Raw genomic sequence first — 16646 nt, 5'->3', positions numbered from 1 at the left:
TTGCATGTATTAGGCACGCCGCCAGCGTTCGTCCTGAGCCAGGATCAAACTCTCCGAAAAAGATTGAACTTGCACATGGAAGTGCTGACATCGACATTGTCACAGGATGGGACGTCTTTAGTCGATGTTCCTTGCTCATTAAAAAGAATTAACGGAACGCTTCGTTTTGTTTAGTTTTCAAAGATCATTTAAAACAATGGAGCGGGTGATGGGAATCGAACCCACGACATCAGCTTGGAAGGCTGAGGTTTTACCACTAAACTACACCCGCATCGAAACGACTGGTCGGGAAGACAGGATTCGAACCTGCGACCCCATGGTCCCAAACCATGTGCTCTACCAAGCTGAGCTACTTCCCGATTTATGGCGCGCCCGAGAGGAGTCGAACCCCTAACCTTTTGATCCGTAGTCAAACGCTCTATCCAATTGAGCTACGGGCGCATAATACGTTTTTAAACGACATATTTTATAGTAACATTTCTGATGTTTAATGTCAATATTTTTTTCTTTTTTTATGCGGTAGAGAGGACTCGAACCTCCACGGGGTCGCCCCCACTAGGCCCTCAACCTAGCGCGTCTGCCATTCCGCCACTACCGCAAACAATGGTGCGGGTGGAGGGACTTGAACCCCCACGCCATACGGCACTAGATCCTAAGTCTAGCGCGTCTGCCAATTCCGCCACACCCGCTAAAAATGGTGAGCCATGGAGGATTCGAACCTCCGACCCTCTGATTAAAAGTCAGATGCTCTACCGACTGAGCTAATGGCTCATAATTTGAAAACACCCTATAGTTCCTGTGTCCCAGCCTCAGTTTGCTTACTCAAGTAGTTGCTCGGCTGGTACAACTCGCTGTGAACTCATAGATGCTTTGCTCGTTGCTCTACCGACTGAGCTAATGGCTCAATTTTTTGGCTGGGCTAGCTGGATTCGAACCAGCGCATCACGGAGTCAAAGTCCGTTGCCTTACCGCTTGGCTATAGCCCAATGAAAAACATCTCAATAAAACATCCTGAATAAGAAACATAAAATTCAATTCAATAAATCTAATGGCGGTCCCGACGGGAATCGAACCCGCGATCTCCTGCGTGACAGGCAGGCATGTTAACCGCTACACCACGGGACCAAAAATCATAACAATAATTATATATGTCTAAATCGCTTAGAAATGGGAAGTTAGCCAACTTCCCATTTCGAAAAATTATGATGACCCGTACGGGATTCGAACCCGTGTTACCGCCGTGAAAGGGCGGTGTCTTAACCACTTGACCAACGGGCCAAAATATAATGGCGGAGAAGGAGGGATTTGAACCCTCGCGCCGCTTACACGACCTACTCCCTTAGCAGGGGAGCCCCTTCAGCCACTTGGGTACTTCTCCACATGGCTCCGCAGGCAGGATTCGAACCTGCGACCGTTCGGTTAACAGCCGAATGCTCTACCACTGAGCTACTGCGGAATAATACAAATAGTAACATATATTTTTCCATTAACGACTTTTTTATTTTAATTTATTTATCTTTTTTTGTCAAGAACTTTACTCATTCATCCTTTATTAACGACGGCTTTTATAATTTATCATATGTTTGTCGCCCCCGTCAACCCTATATTTAAGCAAATAAATTTTCCCTCCACATTTTCCGCAAATATATCTAGCCGGATCCATTTTTTTATAACGCACAAAAGCTTGAGAACAATCATAACATTGATAAAAATACTGCTTTTTTTGTGTTTTTTTCTGCTTTAAAGGTGTACAAAAACGCGGTGCATGAACCTTTTTCAATAACTCCTTAAAATCCCTGTCTTTATGACGGTACCCTTTACCTTCTATATGCAAGTGATAGTGGCATAGCTCATGCTTTATAATGCCAATCAATTCATCCATTCCATGTTCTTCATAATATTTCGGGTTAATTTCAATATTATGGTTTTGCAGCAAATAGCGACCACCTGTGGTTCTAAGGCGATGATTAAATAATGCTTTATGGTTGAATTTTCTACCGAAGAAAGTTAAGGAAATGTATTCAACTAATTGTTGCAGCTTTCGATCATTCAATGTATAGACACCTTCTTTTAAGAAAGGCTATTTTCGTAAACTTTGCTGCTTTTCATAGCGTGACATAGCGAGCGCATCGCTTGCCTGACAGTCGAAAAGCTATCGTATAGTAAAACAACAGTCTTTTTGAAAAAGCCTTATGAAAAAACGCACATAATAGCTTTTGGGCGAATACATTATTTATTACCCATACTCCATTATAATGATTAAGGAGGTATAGGCAATGCCTACATGGCTAAAAAAACAGATGATGCGTGCCTTTTATGAAAAAAATCGCTATCAAATAAAACTTCTTAATCAATGCTGGTTTTTTTATAGAAAAAAGCACTGTACATAAGAAAACAGTGCTTCAAAGTTAAATATGAATACCGATCGTATATTTTTTGCAAACTTGCGATTTCATGGCGAATCAAAAGGACTTTATCGTTAGCGAGCAGCTAAACATTGCACCCTACTCTTTAATCATGGTCAGTGCTACTCTTCCCTTTTGGATATCAACAGATTCTACCCATACTGTGACGATATCTCCTACAGATACGACATCTAACGGGTGTTTAACGTAAGACTTACTTAACTTGGAAATATGCACTAAGCCATCTTGTTTTACACCGATGTCTACAAAAGCACCAAAATCGACTACATTTCGTACAGTACCTTGCAGCTCCATTCCTTCTTTTAAATCTTCTAATTGTAATACATCTTTTTTCAATAATGGTTTTGGCACTTCATCTCGGGGATCTCGTTCCGGTCTCATCAATGCATCACAAATATCCTTTAAGGTGTATTCACCAATATTTAATTGCTTGGCAGTCTCCTTTAAATCAATTTTTTGCAATGATTCTTTTAAGCGGTCCGTTCCTAAATCTAATGGTGATAAAGATAGACTGTTTAGCAGCTTCTCAACATCTGGATAGCTTTCTGGGTGGATGCTCGTTCGGTCAAACGGATTTTCCCCATCGAGAATTCGTAAAAATCCAATACATTGTTCGTATGTTTTGGCCCCTAATCGAGGAACTTCTTTCAACTGACTACGATTCGTAAACTTTCCTAATTCTTCTCTTCTTTTCACAATATTTTTAGCAACTGATTTGCTTAATCCAGAAACGTATTGTAATAAAGCGGGTGATGCGGTATTAACATTTACTCCAACTTGGTTCACGACAGTTTCCACGACAAATGTTAAAGACTCAGAAAGCTTTTTTTGTGATACATCATGTTGATATTGACCAACACCAACTGATTTCGGATCAATTTTTACTAGCTCTGCTAAAGGATCTTGCAGACGTCTCGCAATGGAAACCGCACTTCTTTCTTCCACCTGAAGTTCTGGAAACTCTTCACGCGCTAATTCCGAAGCAGAATAAACACTTGCCCCAGCTTCATTGACGATTAAATAATACACTTCATCTTCTAACGATTTAATGACATCTGCGACAAATCGTTCTGTTTCTCTAGAAGCTGTACCGTTGCCAATTGCTATAATTTCTACGTCAAAGCGCGAAATCACTTCTTTTAGCTTTTCTTCTGCTTCCTTTTTCAAATTTTTTGGCGGATGTGGATATATAACATCAATATGTAGCAATTTTCCAGTTTCATTGACAACCGCTAGCTTACAGCCAGTTCGATAAGCAGGATCTATACCGAGAACAATCTTTCCCTTCAGAGGTGGCTGCAACAACAATTTCCGCAAATTTTCAGCAAAAATGTGAATGGCACGATCTTCTGCTTTTTCTGTCAGTTCTTTACGTATTTCCCGTTCGATAGATGGTTGAATCAATCGTTTATAAGCATCTTCAATGGTTTGAGCGAATATCTCTTTTACAATCGTTCTACGATTCGAAATGATTTCTTTTTCTAAAAACAGCAATATCTCTTCGATTGGCGGTTCAATACTAACTTTTAATACATCCTCTTTTTCCCCTCTATTGATCGCTAATACTCGATGGGGAACGATTTTACCAATCGGCTCTTCATATTGGTAATACATTTCGTATACTTTATTCTCATCTTTTTCTTCATTTTTGACAGCTGATTTAATTTGACCCTTTTTCATTGTTTGCTCTCGAATCCATTGTCGATAATTTGCATTATCTGAAATCCACTCGGCAATAATGTCGTTGGCACCATTAACCGCATCCTCTATAGTTAGAACTTCTTTACTTACATCGATATATTTTTCAGCTTCTTTCTCAATGGAACCATCCTTCGGTAATGTCATCATCCATTTCGCTAAAGGTTCAAGACCTTTTTCTTTCGCAATCGTTGCTTTTGTTCTTCTTTTTTGCCGATATGGCCGATACAAATCCTCAACTTGCTGTAGTTTTGTCGCTTCCTTAATCTCTTTTTCCAGCTTTTCCGTTAGTTTGCCTTGTTCGTCAATTAAGCGAATAACCTCTTCTTTTCTCGCCTCAAGATTTTGCATATAATGCCAATTCTCTTCAATGGCACGGATTTGCACCTCATCTAATGCTCCCGTATGCTCTTTTCGGTATCTTGCAATAAACGGAACTGTATTACCATCTTGTAGTAAAGTAATAACATTGAAAATTTTCTCGATAGCGATGCCTTGTTCATCACTAATTCGTTTTAAAATTTTTTCCATAGCCTGTTCCATCTATAAATCCTCCACAATAAATTCCAATATGCAACATTTTAACAAATACTGTTCAAGAACAAAAGGTTGTGCAGGTCAACCCGATTGCACAACCTTCAACATAGCTCTCCTACGATATATGTTAAATCATCTTTTCGTAATGGGACGTAAACTTGCAGCTGTCTAAAAATATCATCAATCGTGTTGCAATATTTTAGCAATGATTTCATGGTAGGTGCGAGAAGACCATCAGAATAGATGATAAATTTAGAACCACTTTCATATTGAAATGTTTGAATCCGGTATTTTTGTTTTTTGCCTGATAGATACCCGACAACTGGAATTGGATAAATATATTGACCAGAGGGTGTGTATAAGACAAAACGAATATTTCCAACAGAGCTATAGGTAAATAGCTTCCTTTGGAAATCTACTTTCAAAACGGAGACAGTTGCACCTCGTTTATTTTTCATAGCTTGATTGCAATAGTTGAAAATAGTTTCTATATCCTCTTTTTGATATTTTTTGACGACCTCGCAAACAGTCGCTGATGAGTCCTTAGCACCTTCCCCACTACCTAATCCATCCGCAATGGTACAAACAAAATACTCATCACTAGCGAGCATATAGAAACTATCTCCACAAGAAATATTGCCGATTTTTTCAATTTGGTAAGCGAGCACTTGAATGTTATTCGTAAATTGACGTTGCATCATCGGTTGATCTCCAATATATCTGACCTTACAGCTTTTCTTAGCTTTTTAATGGCACGGCGCTGAAGCCTCGAAACATGCATCTGTGAAATTCCTAACAGTTCCCCTGTCTCTTTTTGACTGCGATTACGCAAAAAAGTATGATCAATAACTTGTCGTTCTCGGTCTGTTAACACATGTAAAATTCTCTCTAATGTTAACCGTTGATTAATTTGTTCATACCCTTCTTCTTTTTGGCCAACAAAGTCTAAAATGGTTACAGTACTTCCATCTGAATCCGCTTTTATTTCTCGATCGACCGAGAGCGCTTGATAGCTTTTTCCCATTTCAATCGCTTCTAATACTTCTTCTTCTGAAGTCCCTAAATATGCAGCAATTTCATCAACCTTAGGTGATCGCTGCAATTGGTTCGTTAATTCTTCAACAGCTGTTTTGATTTTCGGTCCAAGCTCTTTTATCCAACGTGGGACATGAACACACCATGTTTTATCACGCAAGTATCGCTTCATTTCTCCAATAATAGTTGGGATAGCAAAGGCTTCAAATGACTTGCCAATAGATGGATCGTAACGGTTAATAGCGCCTAACAATCCTACCATACCAACCTGCATTAAATCCTCTTTATGTCCCTTGCCATTCCCATATTTTTCAGCTAAAGCTTGAACTAAATCGTAGTAATGTTTCACGATTTTTTCTTGAGCTTTTGAATTTTGGCCATTTTGATGGCATTGACGGATGAGATTATGGATTTCTTCTTTAGTTCGTTTTGGTTCTGGAGACATTTGTGTCATGTTCCATTTTCTCCCCCGTCAAAACCTTTGTCATAAGTACAGTCACACCTGAATGTACCTGAACCTTCACCTCATCCATCAATGTCTCAATTAAAAAGAGACCTAAACCTCCTTCATGTAAATCATCGATCGACACAGAAGGAGAATATGGTCCGAGCTTTTCTTTTAGCTTCTGAAAATCAAAGCTTTTTCCGTTATCCGTCACCATAACCTCAAGTCGATCATCCCAAATCCCAAAACCAATGATGATTTCTCCATGTCCGTCTTGTTGATAGGCATGTTTAACGGCATTTGTTAAAGCTTCACTAGCAGCAATTTTTAAATCTTCAATATCGTCGTAAGAAAAGCCCATCCTACTGGCAATACCGGATAATGTTAAACGGACGACCCCAATAAACTCAGGCTTTGCGGGGATTTTTATTTCTACATAGTCTTTTAATTTTGTCATTGGTTCTCACCTACTGCCTTTGGGTAAATTTCCATGATGTCACTTAATCCTGTTATGTTAAATAGCCGCTCTAATCTCGGGGACAAGTCCGTTAGCTTTAAGTGGCCATTATGTTTTCGAATAGCTTTTAATAAACCCACAAAAACTCCTAGACCTGTACTATCCATATATTCCACTTCTTTTAAACTTATTTTTATATACGCATTATCTTTCTCCGCCATTGGCATTAACGTTTCCCTCAGCTTCGGAGCTGTGTATGCATCAATTTCTCCTGATAGCTCAACTTCTATATGTTGTAATTCTTCTTTTATATCAATCGTTAAATCCATAACCAATCCCTCCAACGATCAGGACTAATCATCACTTTGTACTTACCCTTTTTAGAAAAAGTTAAACATTTCTACGTAAAACAATGAATGTAAAATCATCTTGAAGTTCAAAATCTTGCATCCGTTCAAAATCAGAATAAACATTCTCTACCATTTCTTGGGCTGATAGATGCATATATTGACGCAGTGAATTTGAAACTGTTGATCGATCAATAAAACCGTCTTTTGTTCGCGTTTCCGTTATCCCATCCGAAAAAAGCACAATCATATCATTCGTTTGAATACGCTTTTCATATTGGCGATAACGAATATTTTGATCTATTCCTAATACAAGCCCTTTTGCATGCAAATCATAAAATGCATCTTCATTTGCACAATAATAAAAGCCTATTTCGTGTCCAGCAGAAGCATATGTAAAGGTATGTTTTTTTGTATGATACATTCCAAAAAACATCGTGATAAACATGCTTGGATCGATATTTTGTTCGACAACACGGTTTAAATTTTCTAATACACGACTTGGATTTTGTCTTGATTCCGGTAAACTATCCATCGCATATTTAATCATAGACATACAAAGGGCCGCAGGAATTCCTTTCCCTATAACATCAGCAATTGCTATACTGACCATTTGCTCATCTTCGACAAACTGATAATAATCACCATTCATGATTTTAGCAGGAACACTGATCACGCCGATATCTAAACATTCAATATTTGGTATTTCCGTTTCCAACAACATTTGCTGGACATTCGCAGCAATTTGTATTTCTGATTTTAGCTCCTGCTGCTGATCACGAAGAAATTGGTGTTCTTGATAGGCTAAGCCATAACCAATCATAACCTCTAATAAAAAATCAAATGAACGAAGAATATAGGATGGGAGATCTGAAAACAAATCTTGCAGCACATTTCGGTGTAAGCTTATCATTTCTTCAGGAGGAATTTGATGTTCAATGAGTTTACGACTAAATTTTTGTCCCTCGTATAAAGCTTCTTCCGTTCGCTCATTTATATAATGCGTTAAAATTTTTCGATAAATTGAAAAAATTTCATCTTTCCATTCCATGATAGCTCCCCCTAACGAAGCCATTTCACAACGGATACTTTCGTGCCTTCACCAAGATCCGAAATGATGTCAAACTCGTCCATTAGCCTTTTCACACCTGGTAAACCAGCTCCAAGTCCTCCAGATGTAGAAAACCCATCCTCCATTACTTTTCGAATATCAGCAATACCGGGACCTTTATCAACCGCTGTTATCTTTATCCCCTTTTTTCCAAGTTTATCCATTTTATCGATATAAACTTTCCCTTCATCTGCATAAAGATAAATATTTCTAGCGAGTTCTGATATCGCAGTAGTAATTCGAGCTTGGTCAACCGAGCTGAAGCCTAGTTGCTTCGCCACATTACGTCCTAATTGGCGGGCAGCTACGATGTCCCATTCAGTAATGATTTTGATACTGGATCCATTCGTCGTCATCTGCCTAATCCCCTAACTCCAGTTTTAATTGTTCTAGCCCTTTTTCTAAATCTAATGCTGTTTGGACGCCTTGAAGCTCGATTCCTAATTCAACTAGTGTAATCGCTACCGCTGGCTGAATACCTGTTAAAACAACTTTTGCTCCCATTAATTTAGACATGTTAATGACATCGCCTAAAATTTTTGCTATAAAAGAGTCGATAACCTCTACAGACGTTAAATCAATTACAACTCCAGAAGCACCTGTAGCATGAATTTTCTTTAATAGATCTTCCTGAAATTGCAAAGCTGTCTTATCATCAAGTTCAAACTGAATAGAGACGAGTAAACAATTATATAACTTTAAGATTGGAATTCTATTTACCTGCATGATGAATCCCCCATTGATACAATTTTGCGATTGGTGATTTCAAGTGCTGCTTCTATTCCTTTTTGCAAACTGTTTTTCGTCGTTATTTTGTCTAAATCAATTCCTAAATTGACAATTGTTTGCGCTATTTCCGGGCGAATACCGACTAACAAGCATTTTGCCCCTACTAATCGCACAGCATCAGAAGCTTGAATAATATGGTGTGCAACCATTGTATCGACGACAGGTACACCCGTTATATCAATAAGAACGACTTCAGAACGATATTTCACGACACCATGTAATAAATTCTCCATAATTCGCTTTGCACGTTCTGTATCAATTGTGCCAACTAATGGCATAACCGTGATATTATCAAAAATTGGAATTAAAGGGGCAGAGAGTTCTTGAAGAGCCATTTTTTGCAAATGAATGGTTCGTTCATAAGATAAAGTATATTGGTGAAGAACTTCGTCTAGAATAGGAGAAACTATGTTTTCAATTTCCCATAGGAGGTCAAGATGATGATCAATTGTGTGCTTCTCCATCATCTTTTGAAAAACAATTCGTTCAAATGTATTTAAGCTTTTCGTAACCATATGGATTGGCCAGCCAGCTTGTACAAGCTTTTGGGAAACATCTTTTGCTTTCTCTGAAATGTCCTGATCTGAATGAAAATAATAATGGTTCAAAACATTTAAATACTCGTTGGCTATGTATTGGAATACTTGCTCCGTCACAGCATTTGAGTTTTGATCATATTGTTCAAATAATTGTTGAATCCACTCCTGCAATATTTCTTCGCGATGGATTTCAATAAATTTCGGTACAGATGGTGTTCCTTTATCTTCCACGCTACTCCCTCCTTATTGAGAAATCTTTTTCTTTGACTATTTTCTAAAAGATTGTTGCTTTATTATAGCTTTTCGACTGTCAGGCAAGCGATATGCTTGCTTTGTCGCGCAATGAAAAGCAACAAAGTTTACGAAAACAGCCTTTTCTTTATTATATCGTTACATAGTCATTAACAAAAAAGAAATGATAGTCTACAACATTGAGATGGGGAAAAATAAAAAAGTTGCCATATTTTGGCAACCATAACGTATAAAATAATAGCATCTAAAAATCGATAAGCCCTAAGCTAATTTGTAAGGCTTCATCCACTTTATCCATCATCTCATCATCTAAATGTGTAATCTTATCCGTTAATCGTTGTTTATCAATGGTCCGAATTTGTTCAAGTAAAATAACCGAATCGCGTTCAAATCCATATCGTTTCGCATCAATCTCAACATGGGTGGGCAGTTTTGCCTTTTGAATTTGAGCCGTAATTGCCGCTACAATCACCGTTGGACTAAAACGATTTCCGATATCATTTTGGATAATTAAAACTGGACGAACGCCTCCTTGCTCTGAACCAACAACAGGGGATAAGTCAGCAAAATAAACGTCGCCGCGTTTAACAATCAAATGATTACCCCCCGCTTACTAAGCGTTCAACGGTGTGATCAGCCTCATATTCCAATAAAAAAGCTTCAGAAGCGATATTTAAGTTAATTTTCGCCATCTCCATATAACCACGTCTCATCGATTCACGAATTTGCCGCTTTTTCCGTTCTCGTAAATACATTTTTGTAGCTTGATAAATAAAATCACTTCTGTCACCATTTTCTTGTTTCACTAAACCATCTAGTTCAGAAACGAGTGCTTGGGGTAGTCGAACTAATATTTCAGTTGTTGCGCTGGAATCAGACACAAACATACACCTCCACCGATCTACACAGCCGAATATCTATTCCATTTTCCATAATATCATTTATATCAAGGTGAAGCAAAGAGATTTTCTCATTTTTCTTCACTATTATCGACAATTTACTCATTTTTTTATTCATCAAATGGAAATCATCCTATTGTGTTTAGACTATTATGCTGCAGTATTTTTCATGATATGGCATTAAACACAGTAATAAAAATGCGTTTGATCGTCTACTACAATAAAGAATTTCTGACTTCCGCTATACTCCCGCTTTTTAAATAAATACGGGGTACTCGCCAGCTGATCATACATGGCACTTCATAATTAATCGTATCAAGCCTTTTGGCCACTTCATCAACAGCAATGCTTTCTTCACCTTGAGAACCAATTAAGGTTACTTTAGTCCCAAGAGACTTCTTTTCTGGAAGTTTAATCATGAGCTGATCCATGCAAATACGACCCACAATTGGCACGCGAATCCCATCCACTATTACTTCTGATCCTGTTAAGCGACGAATCCAGCCGTCTGCGTACCCGATTGGAACTGTTCCAATCCATTCATCTTCTTCCGCTGTATACGTTGCTCCGTAACTTATTTTATCTCCCTTTTTTACTTTTTTGACGTGAACGAGAGAAGAATGGAGCGAAAACGCTTCCTTAAGCGGGAATGGCAGCACCCTTTTGATTTCAAGCGACGGGGCTAGTCCATACATCGAAATCCCAAAACGAACAGCATTAAATACTTTTTTAGGAAAACGAAGGCTAGCCGCACTATTTGCACAATGAATTAAGATCGTCTTATCTTCTACAACCTCTAATAAATGCAAAAAACATTCGAATTGTTTTTCAAAATAAGTCGTATCCTGCTCATCAGCTGTTGCAAAGTGTGTATAAATCCCATTTAAATGAAAAGATGGAGACCTTTCAATGAATACAATCGCTTCTTTTAATTCTTGTTGATCGCGAATACCTAATCTTCCCATGCCTGTATCCAGCTTAACATGAACGTTTACTGGACTTGTTGGATGATTTTTTTCCGCTTGTTGGAGCCACTCCAGTGAGTAAGCGGTCAACGTTATTTGATGCTTCGAAGCTATATCTATATCTCTTGGCCTTGTAGCTCCTAATACGAGTATCGGGGCCTGAATCCCTTTTTTTCTGAGTGCAAGAGCTTCATCTAAGAAAGCAACCGCTAGCCACGAAGCTCCAGAACTTAAGGCTGTTTTTGCTACTTGTACATCACCATGCCCATAAGCATTTGCTTTGACAACAGCAATGATCGTCGTATCATCTGGCAAATGCTTCTTTAAAGATCGAACATTCGTTGCAATATGATCTAAGTTTATTTCTGCCCAAGTTTCTCGATAATATTGATTCACTGTTTACTCATCCTTTACACCATGACGAATGTTTTCTTTAATATTTTATCATGAATTTTTATATATGGAGAAAACAAGTTTTCTAGAAAAATATTTAATAAACTCTCATGACAATGTAAAAAAATCGAGCGGACCGATATACCGCTCGATTCGAGGCTATTTCCCTGCTTGTACTTGGACAGCGCGAGCTACAGAAATCATTTCTTCTTGTGTTAAATCATTGGAGGCGAGCATATAATCGACCCCATCATATGTCCATGAAATGGAATTGTCTGTTAATACTCCAACTGTAAAGCCAAGATCCACTGGTTCCCCACTAACAGATTCCGAAGAGGTAACCGGAGCAACTTCTGCTCTTTCTTGAATCAGAGTGAACGATTTTTCTCCACCGTATGTTAATACAACCCGTTTTCCATTCTCTGTTTTCACTTCTTTTTCTTCTGTTAACGTTACCCCTTCTGGAAGCATCTCCTCAAGTGGATACATAACAGCAAACGGCTTCTCATCTGATTGCGCCAAGGTTGGAATGTCTACTTGAGCGTTCGACATATTTTTTTCCATATCAAATGCATTTTCATCAAACTTTGGATTGGCTTCAAAGTTTGAAAATTCCACAGTGACGAGAGGGTTTTTATCAACATCCATCACCTTCACAGACATTGGAGATAGGTCTTTTTTATGGAAGGTAATTTCTTGATATGGAAGCATACGACTATTTTGATAATTCGTTTTCGTTTCAAAAACATAACGGTTTTCTACTGCTTGAAAGGTTGCATCCGAATCATGTAAAACATCTTGTACTAAAGACTCATACAAATAAGCTTGGCTGCTATTTTGTGGCCACTCACTTTGAAAGCGAAAACTTTTATTTAATGCTGGTGTTAACACGAAAACTCCTTCATCATTTCTTAAAATGATTTGGCTTTGATCTTTGTTTGCATTTTTTAGCATGACACGATAGTACGTCGGCTTTTTATGCCAAACCTCCACCTCATATACTTGTGGTTCATTTCCCGTTTGAATTGTCATTTTAGCATCTACTTTATAGCCGCGTAATTCCTCAACTTTTTTATCTAGTGCACTCGTAATATCTTCTTGGGATTTACCGCCACATGCCGCAAGCAAACCGATCAACAACAACGTGATCGCTAAAAGAAAGCTTCTCCTCAAGTTTTTCAACCCCTTTGCCTCATATAACGTCAATAGGAAGATTGTTCGTTTGACAGCACGCATTTTCTCCTTTCTACATGCTTAAGGGCCCTTTCAATAAGAGATCGAAAATGCCATGCTGACTTGTCTCCCTTATCACAATCAAATATATGAGACAAAATATAGGTTTATGCAGACTAGCTTTCAATCCGTTCAACAATTACTTGCGCCACTGCAAATTGTTGACTATGGGTAATGGTTACATGAACCTTATCCTTGATTTTTTCTTGAATTAGAACAGGCTTTCCTTTCTCATCATTTAAAATCTCGATATCCAGAAAGCTTAATTTTTTCCCAATCCCTGTTCCAATCGCTTTACTAAATGCTTCCTTTGCCGCAAACCTTCCAGCAAGAAACTCAAGTCTTCGTTTCGCTGATAGCTGAACAAAACGTTCTTTTTCCCCAGCTGTTAATATACGATCGATAAACTTCGGATTACGTTTGACAATATTTCCAATTCGATTTAGTTCTACGATATCTAAACCAATCCCAGTAATCATTTCATTCCACCCATTTCAAGTAAGCTAGTACTATTTAATTGAAGGTAACATACAAATGATAATAGATAAATTTTCGTCAAGGCAGGGGTATTCATATGTTGACAAGAAATGAAAACTTTCAACCATTTTATTTATATCCAGTCGTTTCGATGATCTGTTTCATTCAAGTGTTCATATGGTTCCTTTTACAAATTCCTCATCCATTTTTCACCTTGCTATTTGCCTTCCTAAGCGGTTACAATGCTGGGATTCAAGCAGGCGAGTGGTGGCGTTTATTAACTCCTATTTTCCTACACACAAATTTTTCCCATCTTTTTTTTAATACGATTTCCTTTATTCTTTTCGCACCACCACTTGAACGAATATTAACATCATGGAAATTTACGATCGTTTATTTCGTCTGTGGCATTTTCGCCAATATCGCCACTTTTGTTTTAGAGCCAGAAAACTACGTTCATGTAGGAGCATCGGGTGCAATTTTTGGGCTATTTGGAATATATGTTTTTATGGCTCTGTATCGCAAAGAACAAATGGATAAAAGAAATGTACAGCTCATTTTAACGATCATTGCCATTGGAATCATCACGACATTATTCAGTTCAAATACAAATGTTGTCGCTCATTTATCGGGTTTATTGATCGGTTTTTTGATTGCCCCAATTCTTATAAAAAAGAAGGTGCATTTCCATCATTATTCGTTTTATGAAACACCGCAAAAAGGCTTGAAAACCATTTTTTATCGAAAGGAGTTTTTAGGTTTTTTCATCGTTATTCTCGCCCTTATCGTCTTGCTGATTTTATTCTAAAACTGTGATTCCGATCACGATCGATGAAAGGTGATGCTTTATTTTTAACCCACCAACCCTAACTAAAATGCTTATCCTTTTTCTTAAGAAATATCTCCATCTCGTTTTGAAAGCCAATTGTATATTTTTTTTGCGTCTTTCACATCAATATCTACAACCGCATATCGACCAAGTCCTACACCGGAATGAACATAACTAATCAGTGTTCTTAAGTTTAAATTTCTTTGAAAATAAGAGCCATGAACTTTAAGCGATTGGATACGCTTTTTCTTCATCATCACCGTCGTCTTCGCCAAAATACGATAGGCAAGCGTAAGTTCATTTTCAATAATTTTCCATCCAGCATCTCGAAACTGATAATAGCCTAATACTACAACTGCTGGCATTAACAATAACGAAGCATATCCCCACGGTCTAAAGAAAATACATAGTGGTATGATGACAATCATCACAACCAATAGATCTTTCAACCAAAATCTTCTCAATGCTCGTTTTGGCAGCTTATGAAGCTGTTCTTGGATCGTAACATCCATAATACTTTCTATCTTTTCTTTCATATCCCGCTTTTTAATAAGCGGAAATAGTAATGATGCGGCTTCTGAACTTCCTGCTGTATCAATGTGAACAGTCGCATACCCTAAAAATTGTCTTAATGGGTTTTCAACTATTCTGACAGCTTGAATCCGTTCAAGAGAGACGGTTACTTGCCGTTTTTCTAATAATCCTCTTGAGATGATTAATTGCCCATCGTGCATTTCAACCGTAAAGTTGCCATATTTTAATACAGCACCAATCATACTCAGGATCCAAGCAGCTATTAAAAGCAGGACAATAACAAATATGATGGCACCGATCCCTTCCTTTGTTAAAATTTCTACTTTTTCAATCACTAGATTAAAAATCGAGTCCAATGAAAATAACTCATCGAACTGCGATAAAAAGGCGAAAATGGATAATATTACTCCTAATCCACTAGACGTTGCTGCCGTTATGAACAGCTCTTTTGGACTTATATGATAAATCGATTCTTTTGACAAAACACGCTCCTCTAGCCCCAGCTCGCCTTCCTCTTTCTCTTCTCTTAACCATTTCTTCTTCTCATGTAAAATTTGTTGAATACGTTCAGCTTCGCTTTTTCGAATAGCTGATAGTTCCACTTCTGCCTCAAATGCACCACCTGCCGTCTCAATTTGAAGTTTAACAAGTCCGAAGAGGCGCTGAATAATTCCTGTACTAATATTTATAGTTTGGATTCGCTCAATTGGCACATATCTCTTTTTTTTAATAAAAACGCCGTATTCAACTCGAAATTCATTGTCTTCAATTCTATATGTATATTTTAACCAATAAAGAATGCTTGATATAATGATGAACAATGAAATGGCGCAAATGGCTACTATCCCATATAAACGATGATCCGGAGATCCAATGATAATTAAAACATATATAGCAATCATTTCTTTCAGCCATTTCACTAAACGTATTAAGGCGCTAACAGGGTGAAGACGACGAGCTTCAGACATCTTCTTTCGCCTCCCTTGCCAGCTTTGAAATGTAATCACGTAGTTGATCCGCTTCTTCCAATTGTAATGCTGGAATTTCGTGTGTCGTCGCTGCCGTTGAAATCGTCACAGTTGCAAGCTTATATTTCCGTAATATTGGACCTTGTGTTGTATCAACATGTTGAACTCGAACCATTGGTATGAGAACACGTTTAATGACAAAAACACCGTTTTGCAATTCGATTTCATGTTCATGTACTTCATATCTCCACACTTTCATCCGAATTTTTGGAATATAAATAATTCCCACCACAATATATAACACGAGAACAGCACCAAATATTAGCAAGATCCATTTTGGCCAAGCAAATATAATAACTAGGCCAGTTAAACCCATTATAAAAATCAATAAAAAAAGACCAATAATACTCGCATTTATTCGCCAAACAGTTAATGCTTTAGGACTTAGTCGGTTATCCGGTTCTTTTCTCAATCGTTTTCTCCCCCTACTTATTTATACAAAAATTGTAAATATCCCAACTACTACTATATATGAAAAAAATCCATTATGGAATACCGACAATTTATCATTTGAACAAAAGCTCCAGTCTCTCCACTTTCAACTAACATTAACCCGTATGCTTTAGCGGGCATGCAATATCGCCGCCATGGCTCTAGCTTGTAACTAAGAGCCGTCCGGAATCTAGACTGATTTCTAAAGATTCAAGTGATC

General features: G+C 37.8%; 19 protein-coding genes, 11 tRNA genes and 1 rRNA gene. 2 read left to right on the top strand and 29 right to left on the bottom strand.

From position 1 onward, the window contains the following. The 13 genes from J2S06_RS12925 to J2S06_RS12865 all read right to left on the bottom strand — a co-directional run. A 16S ribosomal RNA gene (locus tag J2S06_RS12925) occupies positions 1-60 on the bottom strand; the annotation flags it as partial. Between the two features lie 137 nt (positions 61-197). Next, positions 198-271, bottom strand: a tRNA-Gly gene (locus J2S06_RS12920). Between the two features lie 11 nt (positions 272-282). Then, a tRNA-Pro gene (locus J2S06_RS12915) sits at positions 283-359 on the bottom strand. Positions 360-364: 5 nt separating this feature from the next. Continuing rightward, positions 365-441: transfer RNA gene (locus J2S06_RS12910), tRNA-Arg, on the bottom strand. Between the two features lie 74 nt (positions 442-515). Then, positions 516-598: transfer RNA gene (locus tag J2S06_RS12905), tRNA-Leu, on the bottom strand. A 6-nt stretch (positions 599-604) separates the two neighbouring features. Next, positions 605-689 (bottom strand) — tRNA-Leu (locus J2S06_RS12900). Positions 690-695: 6 nt separating this feature from the next. Beyond that, positions 696-771: transfer RNA gene (locus tag J2S06_RS12895), tRNA-Lys, on the bottom strand. Positions 772-911: 140 nt separating this feature from the next. After that, positions 912-986 (bottom strand) — tRNA-Gln (locus J2S06_RS12890). A gap of 63 nt (positions 987-1049) precedes the next feature. After that, positions 1050-1125 (bottom strand) — tRNA-Asp (locus J2S06_RS12885). A gap of 81 nt (positions 1126-1206) precedes the next feature. Next, a tRNA-Glu gene (locus J2S06_RS12880) sits at positions 1207-1278 on the bottom strand. Between the two features lie 9 nt (positions 1279-1287). Continuing rightward, positions 1288-1378 (bottom strand) — tRNA-Ser (locus J2S06_RS12875). A 3-nt stretch (positions 1379-1381) separates the two neighbouring features. Continuing rightward, positions 1382-1456: transfer RNA gene (locus J2S06_RS12870), tRNA-Asn, on the bottom strand. A 96-nt stretch (positions 1457-1552) separates the two neighbouring features. Continuing rightward, the gene (locus tag J2S06_RS12865) at positions 1553-2053 is read right to left on the bottom strand and encodes a SprT family protein (RefSeq protein WP_419152555.1); all 501 of its coding nucleotides are present in this window, start codon (positions 2051-2053) and stop codon (positions 1553-1555) included. Between the two features lie 223 nt (positions 2054-2276). Between J2S06_RS12865 and cmpA the strand changes: the two genes are divergently transcribed. Next, positions 2277-2390 (top strand): cortex morphogenetic protein CmpA, encoded by a 114-nt coding sequence (gene cmpA, locus J2S06_RS12860; protein ID WP_152642973.1) that lies wholly within the window; start codon positions 2277-2279, stop codon positions 2388-2390. A gap of 114 nt (positions 2391-2504) precedes the next feature. Here cmpA and J2S06_RS12855 read toward each other — a convergent pair whose 3' ends face one another. The 14 genes from J2S06_RS12855 to acpS form a co-directional block, all read right to left on the bottom strand. Continuing rightward, a complete protein-coding gene (locus J2S06_RS12855; RefSeq protein ID WP_419152554.1) occupies positions 2505-4667 on the bottom strand; it encodes a Tex family protein in 2163 nt (720 codons plus the stop codon). A gap of 95 nt (positions 4668-4762) precedes the next feature. Next, positions 4763-5362 carry a PP2C family serine/threonine-protein phosphatase gene (locus tag J2S06_RS12850; protein ID WP_044894196.1) on the bottom strand — a complete coding sequence of 200 codons (600 nt, stop codon included), beginning with the start codon at positions 5360-5362 and terminating at the stop codon, positions 4763-4765. Next, the gene (gene sigB, locus J2S06_RS12845) at positions 5359-6150 is read right to left on the bottom strand and encodes an RNA polymerase sigma factor SigB (protein WP_419152553.1); all 792 of its coding nucleotides are present in this window, start codon (positions 6148-6150) and stop codon (positions 5359-5361) included. Before sigB ends, J2S06_RS12850 begins: the two co-directional genes overlap by 4 nt. Next, a complete protein-coding gene (rsbW, locus tag J2S06_RS12840; protein ID WP_419152552.1) occupies positions 6116-6598 on the bottom strand; it encodes an anti-sigma B factor RsbW in 483 nt (160 codons plus the stop codon). The genes sigB and rsbW overlap by 35 nt, the downstream gene beginning before the upstream one ends. Then, entirely contained in the window at positions 6595-6927 is a 333-nt protein-coding gene (locus J2S06_RS12835) for an anti-sigma factor antagonist (RefSeq protein WP_044894193.1), read from the bottom strand. Before J2S06_RS12835 ends, rsbW begins: the two co-directional genes overlap by 4 nt. A gap of 61 nt (positions 6928-6988) precedes the next feature. Next, positions 6989-7996, bottom strand: coding sequence for a PP2C family protein-serine/threonine phosphatase (locus J2S06_RS12830; RefSeq protein WP_419152551.1), 1008 nt, complete (start codon positions 7994-7996; stop codon positions 6989-6991). A gap of 11 nt (positions 7997-8007) precedes the next feature. Next, positions 8008-8412 carry an anti-sigma regulatory factor gene (locus J2S06_RS12825; protein WP_044894191.1) on the bottom strand — a complete coding sequence of 135 codons (405 nt, stop codon included), beginning with the start codon at positions 8410-8412 and terminating at the stop codon, positions 8008-8010. A gap of 4 nt (positions 8413-8416) precedes the next feature. Beyond that, complete coding sequence (locus tag J2S06_RS12820; RefSeq protein ID WP_044894190.1) at positions 8417-8782, bottom strand: STAS domain-containing protein; 366 nt, start codon at positions 8780-8782, stop codon at positions 8417-8419. Beyond that, positions 8773-9615: an STAS domain-containing protein gene (locus tag J2S06_RS12815; RefSeq protein ID WP_419152550.1), complete on the bottom strand. Its 843-nt coding sequence runs from the start codon at positions 9613-9615 to the stop codon at positions 8773-8775. The genes J2S06_RS12820 and J2S06_RS12815 overlap by 10 nt, the downstream gene beginning before the upstream one ends. A 265-nt stretch (positions 9616-9880) precedes the next feature. After that, positions 9881-10231 carry a type II toxin-antitoxin system endoribonuclease NdoA gene (gene ndoA, locus J2S06_RS12810; RefSeq protein WP_035404386.1) on the bottom strand — a complete coding sequence of 117 codons (351 nt, stop codon included), beginning with the start codon at positions 10229-10231 and terminating at the stop codon, positions 9881-9883. A 4-nt stretch (positions 10232-10235) separates the two neighbouring features. Next, positions 10236-10517, bottom strand: a complete 282-nt coding sequence (locus J2S06_RS12805; protein ID WP_044894188.1) for a CopG family ribbon-helix-helix protein — start codon at positions 10515-10517, stop codon at positions 10236-10238. Between the two features lie 233 nt (positions 10518-10750). Further along, complete coding sequence (alr, locus tag J2S06_RS12800; RefSeq protein ID WP_044894187.1) at positions 10751-11896, bottom strand: alanine racemase; 1146 nt, start codon at positions 11894-11896, stop codon at positions 10751-10753. A gap of 156 nt (positions 11897-12052) precedes the next feature. After that, positions 12053-13075 (bottom strand): LolA family protein, encoded by a 1023-nt coding sequence (locus J2S06_RS12795; protein ID WP_419152549.1) that lies wholly within the window; start codon positions 13073-13075, stop codon positions 12053-12055. Between the two features lie 167 nt (positions 13076-13242). Then, complete coding sequence (gene acpS / locus J2S06_RS12790) at positions 13243-13605, bottom strand: holo-ACP synthase (protein ID WP_044894186.1); 363 nt, start codon at positions 13603-13605, stop codon at positions 13243-13245. A 95-nt stretch (positions 13606-13700) separates the two neighbouring features. Between acpS and J2S06_RS12785 the strand changes: the two genes are divergently transcribed. Beyond that, entirely contained in the window at positions 13701-14411 is a 711-nt protein-coding gene (locus tag J2S06_RS12785) for a rhomboid family intramembrane serine protease (RefSeq protein WP_083979214.1), read from the top strand. An 83-nt stretch (positions 14412-14494) separates the two neighbouring features. On the opposite strand, the gene J2S06_RS12780 is transcribed toward J2S06_RS12785, so the two are convergent. Both J2S06_RS12780 and J2S06_RS12775 read right to left on the bottom strand, forming a co-directional pair. Then, positions 14495-15934, bottom strand: a complete 1440-nt coding sequence (locus J2S06_RS12780) for a PH domain-containing protein (protein ID WP_419152548.1) — start codon at positions 15932-15934, stop codon at positions 14495-14497. After that, on the bottom strand, positions 15927-16406 hold the full coding sequence (locus J2S06_RS12775; protein ID WP_419152547.1) for a PH domain-containing protein: 480 nt from the start codon (positions 16404-16406) through the stop codon (positions 15927-15929). The genes J2S06_RS12780 and J2S06_RS12775 overlap by 8 nt, the downstream gene beginning before the upstream one ends. Positions 16407-16646 lie beyond the last annotated feature (240 nt).

The organism is Bacillus alveayuensis (genome assembly GCA_030812955.1).
GTDB lineage: Bacteria > Bacillota > Bacilli > Bacillales > Aeribacillaceae > Bacillus_CB > Bacillus_CB alveayuensis.
Note: the sequence above shows the minus strand (reverse complement) of the source record. Positions and strands in the feature narration are given on the sequence as shown.